The 13,756-nt window shown below is 60.7% G+C and carries 15 protein-coding genes, 1 tRNA gene and 1 pseudogene; 6 read left to right on the top strand and 11 right to left on the bottom strand.

Going from position 1 to position 13,756, the window contains the following annotated elements:
- Window positions 1-67: 67 nt before the first annotated feature.
- The gene (locus NKH19_RS10090) at window positions 68-463 is read left to right on the top strand and encodes a SapC family protein (protein ID WP_352866529.1); all 396 of its coding nucleotides are present in this window, start codon (window positions 68-70) and stop codon (window positions 461-463) included.
- Here the strand turns inward: NKH19_RS10090 and NKH19_RS10085 are convergent.
- From NKH19_RS10085 to NKH19_RS10040, 10 genes are all read right to left on the bottom strand, one after another.
- The gene (locus NKH19_RS10085; protein WP_352866526.1) at window positions 460-1,023 is read right to left on the bottom strand and encodes a type 1 glutamine amidotransferase domain-containing protein; all 564 of its coding nucleotides are present in this window, start codon (window positions 1,021-1,023) and stop codon (window positions 460-462) included. The two genes, NKH19_RS10090 and NKH19_RS10085, sit on opposite strands and share 4 nt — an antisense overlap.
- Before the next feature lie 185 nt (window positions 1,024-1,208).
- The gene (locus tag NKH19_RS10080; protein WP_352866524.1) at window positions 1,209-1,955 is read right to left on the bottom strand and encodes a glycosyltransferase family 25 protein; all 747 of its coding nucleotides are present in this window, start codon (window positions 1,953-1,955) and stop codon (window positions 1,209-1,211) included.
- A 129-nt stretch (window positions 1,956-2,084) separates the two neighbouring features.
- The gene (locus NKH19_RS10075) at window positions 2,085-2,894 is read right to left on the bottom strand and encodes a DUF2182 domain-containing protein (protein ID WP_352866521.1); all 810 of its coding nucleotides are present in this window, start codon (window positions 2,892-2,894) and stop codon (window positions 2,085-2,087) included.
- Between the two features lie 60 nt (window positions 2,895-2,954).
- Window positions 2,955-3,593 carry a DUF1326 domain-containing protein gene (locus tag NKH19_RS10070; protein WP_352866518.1) on the bottom strand — a complete coding sequence of 213 codons (639 nt, stop codon included), beginning with the start codon at window positions 3,591-3,593 and terminating at the stop codon, window positions 2,955-2,957.
- 317 nt (window positions 3,594-3,910) lie between these two features.
- A complete protein-coding gene (locus NKH19_RS10065; RefSeq protein ID WP_352866515.1) occupies window positions 3,911-4,072 on the bottom strand; it encodes a hypothetical protein in 162 nt (53 codons plus the stop codon).
- 152 nt (window positions 4,073-4,224) lie between these two features.
- Window positions 4,225-4,962, bottom strand: coding sequence for an ABC transporter ATP-binding protein (locus NKH19_RS10060; protein ID WP_352866513.1), 738 nt, complete (start codon window positions 4,960-4,962; stop codon window positions 4,225-4,227).
- Window positions 4,959-5,810 (bottom strand): ABC transporter ATP-binding protein, encoded by an 852-nt coding sequence (locus tag NKH19_RS10055; protein WP_352866511.1) that lies wholly within the window; start codon window positions 5,808-5,810, stop codon window positions 4,959-4,961. Before NKH19_RS10055 ends, NKH19_RS10060 begins: the two co-directional genes overlap by 4 nt.
- Window positions 5,797-6,699, bottom strand: a complete 903-nt coding sequence (locus tag NKH19_RS10050; RefSeq protein WP_352866509.1) for an ABC transporter permease — start codon at window positions 6,697-6,699, stop codon at window positions 5,797-5,799. Before NKH19_RS10050 ends, NKH19_RS10055 begins: the two co-directional genes overlap by 14 nt.
- Complete coding sequence (locus NKH19_RS10045; protein ID WP_352866507.1) at window positions 6,696-7,724, bottom strand: ABC transporter permease; 1,029 nt, start codon at window positions 7,722-7,724, stop codon at window positions 6,696-6,698. The genes NKH19_RS10050 and NKH19_RS10045 overlap by 4 nt, the downstream gene beginning before the upstream one ends.
- Window positions 7,725-7,742: 18 nt before the next feature.
- The gene (locus NKH19_RS10040) at window positions 7,743-9,344 is read right to left on the bottom strand and encodes an ABC transporter substrate-binding protein (protein WP_352866504.1); all 1,602 of its coding nucleotides are present in this window, start codon (window positions 9,342-9,344) and stop codon (window positions 7,743-7,745) included.
- Window positions 9,345-9,465: 121 nt separating this feature from the next.
- On the opposite strand from NKH19_RS10040, the gene NKH19_RS10035 reads away from it, so the two are divergent.
- From NKH19_RS10035 to NKH19_RS10020, 4 genes and pseudogenes are all read left to right on the top strand, one after another.
- Window positions 9,466-10,191, top strand: coding sequence for a FadR/GntR family transcriptional regulator (locus NKH19_RS10035; RefSeq protein ID WP_352866502.1), 726 nt, complete (start codon window positions 9,466-9,468; stop codon window positions 10,189-10,191).
- 71 nt (window positions 10,192-10,262) lie between these two features.
- Window positions 10,263-11,243, top strand: coding sequence for a mannonate dehydratase (locus NKH19_RS10030; RefSeq protein WP_352866600.1), 981 nt, complete (start codon window positions 10,263-10,265; stop codon window positions 11,241-11,243).
- A 50-nt stretch (window positions 11,244-11,293) separates the two neighbouring features.
- Complete coding sequence (gene kdgD, locus NKH19_RS10025) at window positions 11,294-12,217, top strand: 5-dehydro-4-deoxyglucarate dehydratase (RefSeq protein WP_352866500.1); 924 nt, start codon at window positions 11,294-11,296, stop codon at window positions 12,215-12,217.
- A gap of 149 nt (window positions 12,218-12,366) precedes the next feature.
- Window positions 12,367-12,564: pseudogene (locus NKH19_RS10020) on the top strand (transposase); the annotation flags it as partial.
- Window positions 12,565-12,891: 327 nt separating this feature from the next.
- Here the strand turns inward: NKH19_RS10020 and NKH19_RS10015 are convergent.
- Window positions 12,892-12,966 (bottom strand) — tRNA-Gly (locus tag NKH19_RS10015).
- Window positions 12,967-13,221: 255 nt separating this feature from the next.
- On the opposite strand from NKH19_RS10015, the gene NKH19_RS10010 reads away from it, so the two are divergent.
- On the top strand, window positions 13,222-13,719 hold the full coding sequence (locus NKH19_RS10010; protein WP_352866495.1) for a prolyl-tRNA synthetase associated domain-containing protein: 498 nt from the start codon (window positions 13,222-13,224) through the stop codon (window positions 13,717-13,719).
- Window positions 13,720-13,756 lie beyond the last annotated feature (37 nt).

Below are 13,756 nucleotides of genomic sequence, written 5' to 3'. Positions count from 1 at the left end.
CGCGCCGGTCCCATACGGTTGCCAAACCAGGTGGCGCAGCACCAGTCGCAACCTAAGCGATCCGGTCGTGCGGTCGACGTCGTTCACGGGAATAGGAATCGGCACCGAGGCGACCAGGCAGGCACTCGCCTTCCGCAATCGGTTCCAGATCGACTTCAGCGCCACCCGCGCGATGATCGAAAGGATCGACGCGCGCGGCCTGTTTTCGCCGCGCCAGAGCAAGGTGACGCTGGAAGGCGGCGAAGAGCTCAACCTCACCGATTTCCAGGTCATCGACGAGCCGGCCTTCAACAAGCTCAGCGACGAGGCGTTTCTCGACCTGCGCAAATTAGGCGCGCTCGGCCTGCTCTACTGCCACCTCGCCTCGACCAGCAGCTGGCCTCGCTGGTGCATCAGGCATCGCTGCGGAAAGCGGACGGTACGAAGAGCGCCTGAAAGCGAAAGTCGCGCAAGGACCGGCTAAGCCGCAGCCCGCCTGTCGTGCCGCCCTTCCCTGATTTCCTCGGCGAGCTTGTCGCAGAACGCGTCGAGATCGCCTGGGTTGCGGCTGGTGACAAGTCCCTGGTCGGTGACCACCGCGCTGTCTTCCCAGACACCACCGGCATTGATCACGTCGGTCTTGATCGATTTGTAGGATGTGACCCGGCGGCCCTTCACAATTCCGGTCTCGACGAGAAGCCAGGGCGCATGGCAGATCGCGCCCACAACCTTGTTGGCCGACCAGAACGATTTGATGAAGTTGAGGACTTTCGGCTCGATCCGCAGCAGATCGGGGTTGATAACGCCGCCGGGCAGCACGATTGCGTCGTAGTCATCCGCCCGGGTCTCAGCCAAAATCCTATCGACGGGAACCTCGCGGCCCCAATCCTTGTGGTCCCAGCCTTTGATCTTGCCGCTTGCGAGCGACACGACATCGACTTCAGCGCCTGACTCGCGCAATTTCTTGAGCGGCACCTCAAGTTCGGACTGCTCAAAACCGTTTGTCGCAAGGATAGCGACGCGCTTGCCGGAAATGTCCTGCATTGGTTTTCTCCATCGTTGGGTTGATGGAGGGCTAACGAGGCCCAGCGGGAAGCGTTCCCCGCTGTAACTTTATGTGACATCTGGAGGATGGATCAGGGGATTTCGGGCAAGTACCCCACCAGCCGGGTCAATGTTGTCGACCCAAAGCCGGATGAGACCGGGTTCGGCCGGGTCGCAAGCGAGCGCTACATATGACCAACCAGCTGTCGGCGATATTTCTTATACTGCCACTCCATGCGCTTATACCAAAGCGGCCTTTGACTGTCGGGATTTATCGACGTCAAGAAGGCCCCATTGTGCGTGCCCTGCTCTACAAAGGGTCTCTCGAACCAAAGCACCTCCACCCCGAGCGCCGCATCCGCACGGTCGATCTCATGGCCGATCGGCGCGGACATCTTGCGTGCATCAAACCAGGCGCACCTCTCGGCTGCCACGGAGCGGGTGATGATATAGGAATCGGTGGATCTGCCGTGAGGGGCTGGATAGAGATGCTGTCCGCGCTTCAACTTGAACGCCGAAATGTAATAGGTGCCGGCATTGCCGATATAGATGGCGGCTTTGCGGTTTGGATCGCCGAGTTCCGCCAGAGCCGCGTTGAATTTTGTATTGAAATTGGCGGCCAGGAAGACGTCGTCCTCAAGCACCAGACAATAGCGCTTATCGGTCTTCAGGAAATCACGCCAGATCCCGATGTGTTTTAAGGAGCAGGACAGTTCCGCCAGTTTGAGAGCGCCTGGCACGGTAAGCCTTTCGACCTCTTCATCGGTAATATCTGCAACATCCCAGTGAAGATACCAGGTGGCCGGGATACCATGGCGGCCGATCTGCCTTGCAATATGCTGTTCGCGGTCCTCATAGCCCTGCTTGACGTGGCAAACACGCACATAGACCTGGTCGGCGGGAAACGTCGGCATTTGCCGTGTATAGCCCATCGGCTTTTTGCAAGTCTACGCCCCTTGAACGGTCACGGGACACAGCTTCCTACTAGGGGCCATGCTGAAGTTCTTTGATTTAGTGGCGGATTCAAATTTCAGGTCGAATCGACCTGAAGCCCTCCGGCTCTAGCCGCTTGTCCAAGGCATCTCGATCGCCCCGAGCGATACGACGACCCCGAGGGCAATTAGCGCAATGCCCAAAGCAATTTCGAAGCGTCGCCCACGCCGCATCAGCTTCTCGACGAAGACGATCAGTATCAAAAGCAGCATCCAGGCGAGGCTCATGACGCCCGCCGCGACCAGCACGGCGAACAGCGCCCAGCAGCAACCGAAGCAATACAGCCCGTGGCGCAGCCCCATCCGGAGCGCGCCAACCCGCCCGTCGCGCCAGTGCTGGGCAACGAAGGCGAGCGGCGAACGGCAATGGCTGAGGCAAATGTGCTTGAGGGTCGTGAATTGGTAGAGGCCGGCGACGCCAAGCGTGACACCGAGCGCGAGCGGCGCCCATTTCGAACGCCGAGGCGGATCGAGGCTCGTCGCCAACTCGCTGCCGAACTGGACCAGGACATACACGAGAAGGCCCGCCGCCGCCCAGACGAGCATATAGCCCGCGACGAAAATCCAGGTTGGAACGGCCACCCGCCGTCCGCGCCTGGCCTGCGCCGCCGCGAACATAAAGATCATGGGCGCCGCGGCCGGCAGCATCATAGCGGCCATCATCACAGTCCATACGGTGAGAAAGGCGGCGACGCCGGCCAGTGACCAGCCGTCGGCCGCAATTCCGGCCATCGCCATGCCGGCCATGCCTTCCATTCCCTCCATCCCGCCGCGCACCGCAATGCCCATGGGCATATCCATGCTGAATGTCTGGTAGAGGGTGAGCGCCCATGCCGCCGCTGTCAGCACGATGAGCGATGCGAGAAGGCCGAGCGGCATGCCACGCAAATTCCCGAGCCGCCACGTTTTCCCGGGGAATGCGTTGGGCATCGGCACGCCCTAGTTCGGGCCGGTCCAGTCGAATGGAATGTGCTTGCTCGAGCGGGCCGTGCCCGTCCAGTCCAGCCCGAAGCCCTTGGTGCTCACCTCGACAGAACGCCCCCAGGTGGCAACCTGGCCCGGGCCGACCTCCGAGCCCGGCGGGTTGATTGTCTGCACCCGCTTGCCGGGCGGTGTTGTAGGACCGGAAAGCGCTTCCGCGCGGCCGACGACGAGGCCGGGAATTTCGACTTTCCAGGTGGCGAGGTCGCCCGCCACCTCGAACGTGATTGGCACAAACTCCATGCCACGCATCTCGCCGATATTGGCGGCAAAGCCCGCCGGCCAGCCGCCGGCGTGGCCGCCGAAGATCGCCTGCAGGGCTTCGCGCTGCGACTCGTTCGCCTTCTCGTCGAGGTACATGCCCATCACGGCCTTTGCCTCGCCGGCCCATAGATTGCCTTCGAACTCGCCGAGCGCCACCAGAGTCAGGCCGTCGAGCTTCACGTCGCCATACTGACCCTCGCGCACATGCCAGGCGAGCACGCCCTGGCAGTGATTGCCGGTTGGCCGCTGGGCGAACTCGCACGGGCAAGGGATGTCGCAGCTGCAGATGTCGAACCAATCGCCCGCGAGGCGCCATTGAGGCACTGCGTCCATGGCTCTTTCCTCCCGAAATTCGAGGGTATTTATACGCCGAAGGCCAGGCGCACGCCAGCAGTTCGTGCGTCGCTCCGTGACTTCCAGCTCAACCCGGAAGTCCGGTCTTGCGATGGCACGTGCGTCCACCCTTGCGACACGCCAGGCGTGAAGACGCTGTTCCAGACCGACACCGGCGTGGCGAATGTAGCCCGCTCAGCGGAAGCGCAGCCCGGGCCTCTCAACTGCTGCGGCCCTCAGGTCGATTCGATGCCTGGAATTGGGGAAAATCCACGCTGCATCCGGCGGCACGAAACGATAGAGGCTCCAAGAAGTCCTCATGCTTGCCGTCGGATACGCTGGTCCTCGGCGATTGGCGGCTGTGTGGCACTAGATGTGGCGTTCACCATCGGTGTCTTGCTCAGCGCCAACCCGGCATGTATCGCCGTGGCGAGCGCGACGGGGTCGCCCTTGCCGAAGACATGCATGTAAAGCGTCATCGAATCATCAGTTCAGGCTCCGCTGCTGCGGCTGACCGTGCGGTTCTCACAGCGGCAGTTGCTTGAAGGAGCGTGCTCTGACGGACAGAAGCTACGGCCAATTCGACCGTTAGCCCCGTCAACAAATCCGCCCATGTTTAGGTCCCGACCGATCACAGAAAATTGGCTTCGAACAACTCTTGCGAATAGGCGGCATGGGTTGTTCCCGCACGCAGATCCGCTTTCGTCATCTCATCGAGAAAAACCCCATTTTGCATCACCAGAACACGGTCGCACATATGGGCGATGACCGACAGATCATGGCTGACGAGGACAAAGGTCAGGCCGCGTTCGTCGCGCTGGTCGTCGAGCAGGTTGAGAATTTCCGCCTGGATCGAAACATCGAGCGCGGAGGTTGGCTCATCGAGAAGGAGAATGGGTGGCGACAGGATCAGCGCGCGGGCGATGGCGACGCGCTGTCGTTGACCACCGGATAGTTCGTGCGGGAAACGATTGGCGAAATCCTCCGGCAATCCGACCTGCTTCAGGGCTTGCGGCACCTTCGACCAGCCGTCGCCAAGCCCCATGGAGCGGATCGGTTCAGCCAGCGCCGTGCCGATCCGATGGCGCGGATGAAGCGATCCGTAGGGATCCTGAAATACCATCTGCGATAGCTTCAGTTCGTCGCGCGAGCGCAGCTTTCCGATCGGCTTTCCATTGAACTCGACCGAGCCCGTCCAGCCCTGCTCGATGCCTGCCAGCGAGCGCAGCACGGTGGATTTGCCGCAACCGGATTCGCCGACGATACCGAGGGTTTCGCCCTTGGCAACCGAGAAGCTGACGCTGCGGACGGCATGGTTGCGCGCCTTGCCGGTACCGTAGACTACGTCCAGGTTGTCGACCTTGATCATTCCGTTGCCTCCGGTGTCGTTTCAAGCGTGCGCCGGTCGAGGACCTGCAGGCGCCGGACAGGGTTTCGCGGATCGGGCAAGGCGGCGATCAAGCCGCGTGTATAGGCATGTTCGGCCTCGTCCAGTCTGGTCAGCGTCTCGACCACGCGGCCGGCATACATCACCAGAATGCGTTCGCAGAAGGCGGCGACCATGCGGATATCGTGGCTGATCAGGATCAGGCCCGAATTGTTTTCGCGAACCAATTCGTCCAGCAGGATCAGCACGTCCTTTCGCACGCTGACATCGAGGGCCGATGTGGGTTCGTCGGCGATGACCAGCTTTGGCTTGGCCAGAAGCATCATGGCGATCATTACGCGCTGACCCATGCCGCCAGAGATCTGGTGTGGATACAGTTTCATGACGCGATCCGCGTCGTTGATCCGGACGCGCTGCAGCATGGCGCGGGCCGCATCGAGCGCCTGCTTCTTGCTGGACCCGAGATGCAATCGTGCTGCTTCGGCAACCTGCCTGCCGATGTTGAGAACCGGGTTCAGCGAGTAGCGGGGATCTTGCATGATCAATGCCATGTCCTTGCCGCGCAAGGCGCCCATCTGCCGTTCGGTCTTTTCCAGCAGCGGATTTCCGTCCAAATCCAGGCGCTCGGCCGAGATGTGGGCGCTGGGCGCAAGCAGCCGCATGATGGCGCGCCCGGTGGTGGATTTCCCGGAGCCGGACTCGCCGACGATGCCGATCCGCTCGCGGCCGAGATCGAAGCTGACGTTCGAAACGGCGGCAATGGAATTCTTGCCAAAGCGCACATTCAGGTCACATACCGACAGGATGGTAGATGGATTACGATCGGGCATGGCGGGGATCCAGAAGGTCGCGCAGCGTGTCGCCGACGATGTTGAAGGCAAGGCTCGTCAGGAGAATGGCAATGCCGGGCATGACCGCGACCCACCAGTAGTCAAGCATGAACTTGCGCCCGCTCGAAATCATCGCGCCCCATTCGGGCGACGGAGGCTGGGCACCGAGACCGAGGAAGCCGAGGGAAGCGGCCGTTAGAATGATACCGGCCATGTTCAATGTCAGGCGCACGATGACGGACGGAATGCACATAGGCGCGATGTAGAGAAGCAGAATGCGTACAGGCGAGGCGCCGTAAAGTCGCGCGGCGGCGACATAGTCCGCATTGCGCACGACAAGCGACTCAGCCCGAGCCAGACGGGCGATCGGCGGCCAGGCGGTGAGTGAGATCGCGATTATGGCGGTGTTGAGACCGGCGCCGAGAGCGGCGGCGAAAGACAGGGCCAGGATCAGCGACGGGAAGGACAGCACGATATCGGTTGCCCGCATCAAGATCGCATCGGTACGCCCGCCGAAGAACCCGGCGACAACGCCGATGATCAGGCCGACGGGGCCGACGATGACAGAGACGGACAGCACGGTCTGGATGGTGATGCGCGTACCCCAGACCAGCCGGCTGACGATGTCACGGCCGAACTCGTCGGTCCCTGCAAGATGCGCAAGGCTCGGCGGCTTCAGCGCATCGCTGAGCATCTGGACATTCGGGCCGTAGGGCGCGATCAACGGCGCGAAAACCGCAACGACGACCAGCATAGCCAGAATGAGGAACCCGGCCATTCCGAGCGGTTCTTCGGCAAGCTTGCGGATCGTGCGGCCCGCCGATGCCTGCAGACGAGCGAGAATGCCCGGCGACTTGACGATGGCGTCATTGTGAAGAACCTGACTCATCGGGTGGCCTCCCGAGTGCGCGGATCAAGAATCGCGGAGGCGATGTCCGCGATGAAATTCAAAAGCATGAAGACGAGTCCGACGACGATCGTGGCGGCAAGGATCGCGTTCATGTCGCCGATCATCAGCGCATTGGTCATGTACTGGCCGATCCCGGGCCAGGAGAAGACGATCTCCGTGACTACAGCGCCCTCCAGCAGGTTGCCGTAGGAAATGGCGAGAACCGTGATCAGTTGAACGGCTATGTTCGGCAGGACGTGGCTGACGACCGTGCGCGCCGGGCCGACGCCCTTCGCACGCGCGGCAATCACATAGTCCTGTCCGAGCTGTTCCAGCGTGAAGCTGCGGGTCATGCGTGTGATGTAGGCCATCGCCGCATAGGCAAGAATGATGGCCGGCAGGATGATGTGCGACAGCGCGTTCCAGAAGATTTCCGTCTCGCCTTCGAGCAGGCTGTCGACCAGCAACAGGCCCGTGGCTGGTGTGACGATCCCCTCATAGTAGACATCCACCCTGCCCGGTCCGCCGACCCAGTTCAGCGTGGCGTAGAAGACCACAAGACCGACGATGCCGAACCAGAAGACAGGAATGGAGTGACCGACGAGCGATAACACGCGGGCGATCTTGTCGATGAAAGTATCACGGAAAAGCGCAGCGGCGAGCCCGAGGGGCACGCCGACAAACGTCGAGATCAGCACAGCGAGGGTGGCGAGCTCCAAGGTGGCCGGAAAGGCCCGGGACAGATCCTGCGAGACCGGATTGCCGGTGAGGATCGCCGTTCCGAAATCGCCGTGAAGCAGGTTATTCAGGTAGATGAAGAACTGCTGGTACAGCGGCAGGTCGAGGCCGAGGCGGGTCCGCATCGCCTCGTAGGCGGCAGGATCGGCAAGTTCGCCGACAATGGCGCCCACCGGGTCGGCGGGGAGAACCCGGCCGATCACGAAGGTGACGCACAACAGGATGAACAGGCTGAGCAACAGGTGAAGAAGACGCCGTCCCAGCTCGCTTGCGGATAGTTCCTTCATGATCGGATGCCTGGCAGGTTATTCGGATGCTGCCTTGGTCACGCCTTCAAGGCGCGTCGCCTGGCTTGGGTGACCGACATAACCCTTCACACGGGTGCTGAGAACGATCGGTTCGAACCGCTCGAACAGGGGCAACACGGCCGGTTTCTGATCGACGAACATCTTCTGCATCTCGACATAGAGTTCACCGCGCTTTTTCGGGTCCCGCTCCATCGATGCCTTGGCCGTCAAATCCGTCAGCTCGGGAATGTCCCAGGCCGAGCGCCAGACGAAGTTGCCGGCATTGTTGGCCTCCAGGGAATTGTCCGGATTGCTGGAAAACTGTTCCATCGATCCGAGCACGTTCGGCATGTAGGCGCCGGTCTGCGGGATGAGCAGATCGAAATCGCGGGCCCGGTGGGCGGCGATGATCTCCGCGCCGTTGCCCTGCTGGATATTCACGGTGATGCCGATTTGCCCAAGTGTCGCCTGGATCGCGGTCGCCAGATCGATGCGCGGCGTCTGGGCGATGGTCTTCAGATTGAGGGAGAAGCCGTCCTTGTAGCCGGCCTCTGCCAGCAGCCACTTTGCCTTGTCGACATTCAGCTGCCAGTCAGGGCTGGGAATGGCATACTCGAAGGTCTCAGGAACCGGAACGGTCCTGGCCTTGCCATATGGCCCCATGATCGCCGTTTCCATCCCCTTGTAATCAATGCCGTAGGCAATGGCTTCGCGAACCTTTGGATTGGACAGGTATTTGTTGCCCGCATTCATCGACAGGACGTAAAAGCCGCCGGTAGGGATGCGCTGGATTTCAAAACCCTTCTTGTCCTTGAATGTGGCAATATCCGGCGCGGTCAGCGCATTAGCGAGATCGACGTCGCCACGATCGAGCATGAGGCGCTCGACCTGGCTTTCCGGCACATGGCGCATGATGACCCGGCGCATCTTCGGCGCACCGGTCGCGTAATCAGGGTTCGCCTCGAGGATGACCAGTTCGTTCGGCGTCCAGCGGTTGAGCGTGAACGGCCCCGACCCGGCCGATTTGGTGCGCAGCCAGCCATTGCCGAAATCGTTGTCGACGACATGGCCCTGCACTTCGACACTGTCGACGACGCTGGCAACCACCATCGCAAGACGGAAAAGCAGCAGATCGGCGGTAACCTTGCCGGATAGATCGATGCGGACCGTCTTGTCGTCCTCCGCGCGGACCAGTTTTTCGATGTTGTCCCCAGTGTAGCCGATACGCTTGAAATTTGCCGCTGCCGCCTGATCCAGCTTCAACAGACGCGTGAGGGAATAGACCACATCGTTTGCCGTGACAGGATTGCCGGAGGCAAATTTCGCGTCGCGCAGCTTGAAGGTGACGCCCTTGTCGTCGACCGCCCAGCTTTCGGCAAGCTGAGGCACGAGCTTGTCCGCGCCGCTCGGGTCCGTGGCAACGAGCCGGTCATACAGATTGGCCATGATTTCGATGGCCTTGGGCTCAGTCGCCTGCTGCGGATCCAGCGACAAGACTTGCGCAAGCGATGTTGCAATAACCAATTGGTTTTCGGGAGTTTCCGCGCGGGCGGCAGGCGAGCCAAGTGCCAGAACGCCCATCGCAACGCCGATGAAAAGCCCTTTGCAAAAATGCTTCATATAATCTCCTCCCTACGCTATCATGCCGAACATACTATGTCGTTCGTATGTCGTATTATGATTTATAGGTGTTGTATTGAATTGGCAAGGGCTCCTTGCCGGGACGTGAGACAGGCGGGTAATGGCAAACGAAATCGGGCAGGCACCACCACGGGAACGGCAACGACTGGCGCAGCAGCTGATCGACCAGCTGCGCGGTCAGATCGAGACGGGCAAGCTGAAGGAAGGCGATCAACTGCCGACCGAACCGCAGCTGGCAGCGAGCTTTGGCGTGAGCCGTACCGTCGTGCGGGAGGCGATCGCGGATTTGCGCTCCGCAGGGTATGTGAAGCCGGTCCAGGGAAAAGGAGTGTTCGTCAGCGACCCCAAGGGCCATCGGAGTTTCGCGCTCACCGCCATTGAAATCAGCACCATCCCGGAAACCCTTGAATTGCTCGAGTTTAGAATGTCCACGGAGGGAGAGGCCGCAGCCATTGCCGCCTACCGCCGGACAGCCGAACAGGAAGCAGCTATCCGCGCCGCTAACCGTAGAATGGCGACATTGATCGAACAGGGCAAGCCGACGGTGGAGGCTGATTTCGATTTCCATATGGCGATTGCGGCAGCCACGAACAACAGGTTCTATGTTGACGTATTGCGCCATTTCGGGCCCCGCGCTATCCCCCGGGGGCAGTTCCCGACACTGCCGGACGCCAACGATCCGGACTACCTCGCAAAGGTCCATGCCGAGCATGTGGAAATCCTGTCGGCAATCGCCGATCAGGACCCGGATCGGGCTCGTCGGGCGATGCGCGCCCACATGATGGCCAGCCAGAAGCGATACAGGATTTTGGCAGAAACCCGTTAAATACTCTCGACAGGTCCCAGAATTCATATTACGTCATTCGATATGAATGAGTTTTGTTTAAGGAGATCGCTGTGTATCTGGGAACACAGGTCGGTGCACGGGACGATGACGACTACAGAGTCTTTGCCCAACTCGGCGTAAAGCACATTTCAGCCGATCCGCCCGGCAATCCCGGGAACTGGTCGTTGCAGGATCTGGACCGCCATCGCGACAAAGTCGAAAGTTTCGGCCTGATACTCGATATGATCCAGCTTCCGCTTCCTTCTCAACCGATAGAAAAGGCATCCTACCCGGATATCCTGCTGGCGGGACCGGATCGGGACCGGCAGATTGATGCCGTCTGCCGGATGATCGAGAACTGTGCGAAAGCCGGCATTCCCGCGGCGAAATACAATCTCAATCTGATCGGTATTCCGCGCACCCCGCACGAGCCGGGCCGTGGCGGCTCCCTGAACGCCAGCTTTCGTTGGGACAAAGCCGATCAGCACGCAGTACCCGGTCTGGCTGGCGTGCTTTCCGAAGACGAGAACTGGGAGCGGATCGACTATTTTCTGGAACGCGTTGTGCCGGTTGCGACCAGCAACCGCGTGCGCCTCGCCTGCCATCCACACGATCCCTATACGCCGCCTGGCTATCGCGGCGTGACGCGGGTGCTCGGCACCGTCGAGGGCCTGAAGAAGTTCGTCATGATGCGGGAAAGCCCCTATCACGGCCTGAACTTCTGTCAGGGATCCGTCGGGGAGATGCTCGACAATCCGAGCGAGGAAATCGACGATATCATTCGCTGGTTCGGGACGCGCGGCAAGCTCTTCAATGTCCACTACCGCAATATCCGAGGCGGCAAGCTCTCCTTCATGGAAACCTTCCCTGATGAAGGCGACATGGACATGGTCCGCTCGATGAAGGTCTACAAGGAGGTCGGCTACCGGTACATGGTGATGCCCGACCATGTGCCTGCGATCAGCGGCCGCGACCCGGACGGCGTCGCCTTCGCCTTTTGTTACGGCTACATCGCCGCGCTACTAGAGGCGCTCGACACGTCGCCGACCTGAAAATGCGATCTCTCCACCCCGCTGGTTCAAGAAGAAGACAAGGATATCACATGGACCCGATTGAACTCAAAAAAGCCGTCGGCAACGGACTGCTTTCCTTTCCCATCACGCATTTTACCGCAGACCTGAAATTCAACGAGCCCGCATATCGCAAGCATGTCGAATGGCTGGCCGGCTACGACGCGTCCGTACTGTTCGCCGCCGGAGGCACCGGCGAATTCTTCTCGCTCGCGCCGTCGGAAATTCCCGATGTCATCCGTGCCGCCAAAGCGTCCGCCGGAACGACGCCGATCGTATCGGGTACCGGTTACGGCACGGCACTGGCGATCGAGATTGCAACAGCGGCCGAGAAGGCCGACGCCGACGGCCTGCTCCTTTTGCCGCCTTATCTGATGTTTGCTGAACAGGCTGGACTTGTCGCCCACGTCAAGGCCGTGTGTCAGTCCGTCGGCATCGGCGTGATCGTCTATAATAGGGACAACGCCGTTCTCACGGCAGACAGCATCGCCAGGCTCTGCGATGAATGCCCGAACCTGATCGGCTTCAAGGATGGCGTCGGCGATGTCGACAAGGTCATCGAGATCACCGCGCGGATCGGCGACCGGCTGGTCTATGTCGGCGGCATGCCGACGCACGAAGTCTACGCACAGGCCTATTTTGCAGCCGGTGTGACGACCTATTCCTCGGCGGTGTTCAACTTCGTGCCGGAACTGGCCCAGCGTTTCTATCAGGCGCTTCGAACCGGGAACCAGCCAGTGGTCGATCAGATCCTGAAGGATTTCTTCTTCCCATTCGTTGCGCTACGCAATCGAAAGAAGGGCTATGCCGTCTCGATCATCAAGGCTGGACTGAGAGCGCTTGGCCAGCAACCGGGCCCGGTTCGCCCGCCACTGACCGACCTGACGGCGGAAGAACTGAAGCTGCTTGAACGGCTGATCCAGGTCAACGACGTGGCAAAGATCGCCGCCGAGTAAACTGCTTTCAGTTGCCTCGACGAAGGTTGCACCGCCTGCCCAGCCCCGGCCACGCGCAGGACTGCCACCGCTTCCTCGCGTTAGCCACCGGGCGGAGATGGCCCTGTTCCGGCCGTCGATCCTCGACCCGCTGATGGGCGTGGCTTCGCGGCCGAATCTGCATGCACCGCAGGAAGATCAACATCTCAACCGTCATGGCCGGTCAAAGGCTCGGCATCAAGAAGATCGACGACGGCATTTGGCTCGTAAGCTTCATGCATTATGATCTGGGCTATATCTATCTGGAACAGAGGATATTGCAGACCATCGACAACCCGTTCGGCGCGAGGTTGTCACCCATGTCCTAGGTACAATCTGGCACCTGTCCGGCGGAGACTTCGCACCTAATGTCGGTTCTTGGCGCAACCGTGCCGCCTTCCCAAGAAGATGCCGATGGCCGTTCGTCGTCATCCAGCCGGCGCGGGATGCCTGCTCCGAGCAAGCTAATCGTCATGGCTGTCCAACAAGGCGACAAGATTTCTCCGCATACAGATAACCGGTGTCTCGCACGGGGTATCCGGCAACGCTTCGCCTGCTATCTCTGCTGCTTACATTGTGCTTACATTGCATTGCCGTGTAAGCAAGAGATGCCCCGGAGGGCGTCTCTTAGTCGCTTGATTTCCCTGGAAGGAAACTGGAGCGGGTGAAGCGATTCGAACGCTCGACCCCAACCTTGGCAAGGTTGTGCTCTACCCCTGAGCTACACCCGCTCGCACGGCGTCTTGGCCGCAAGCCGGGCCTATATGGCTGAAGAGCGCGGCGATTGCAACAGGGAAATCGCAGGCTTTTTTTGCAACGCGGCAGGCGATGCCGGCAAGCCGCCGGCACTGTGCCGGGCGCGCGAGTGGCGGGGGGCACCACCGCGAAGGCGGTGCCGTTCACCGCGATGTCGCATGACGGTCTTGTGCCGGCCGCCCCATTGGCCGTAAACGGCATGGGCTGAGAAACGGGACGAAGACAAACCGATGCCGAAGACCGAAGCCGACCTGATGGCCTTTCTTGCCGAACTCGGGATTGCCGCCTCGACGAAGCGTCATCCGCCGCTCTATACGGTCGCCGATTCGCAGGCGCTGCGCGGCGAAATCGCCGGCGGGCACACGAAAAACCTGTTCCTGAAGGACAAGAAGGACAATTTCTTCCTGGTCACCGTCGGCGAGGACGCGGTTGTCGATCTGAAGCAGATCCATCAGGTGATCGGCGCCGCCAGCCGCGTTTCTTTCGGAAAGCCGGAGATGCTGATGGAGCTGCTCGGCGTCACGCCGGGCGCCGTCACGGTCTTTGGCGTCATCAACGATACGGCAAACAGGGTCAAGCTCGTGCTCGACAAGGATTTGATGGAGCATGCGGTGATCAACGGGCATCCGCTGACCAATGAGGCGACGACATCGATCGCAGCGAGCGACCTGATCAAATTCGTCGAGGCAACCGGGCACGATGCTGCTATCTTGAAAGTCTCCGCGTGATCGCCACATGGTGGCTTGAACCGATGGTCTGAAGCGT

Source organism: Mesorhizobium sp. M1338 (assembly GCF_040318045.1).
Taxonomy (GTDB): domain Bacteria; phylum Pseudomonadota; class Alphaproteobacteria; order Rhizobiales; family Rhizobiaceae; genus Mesorhizobium.
Note: the sequence above shows the minus strand (reverse complement) of the source record. Positions and strands in the feature narration are given on the sequence as shown.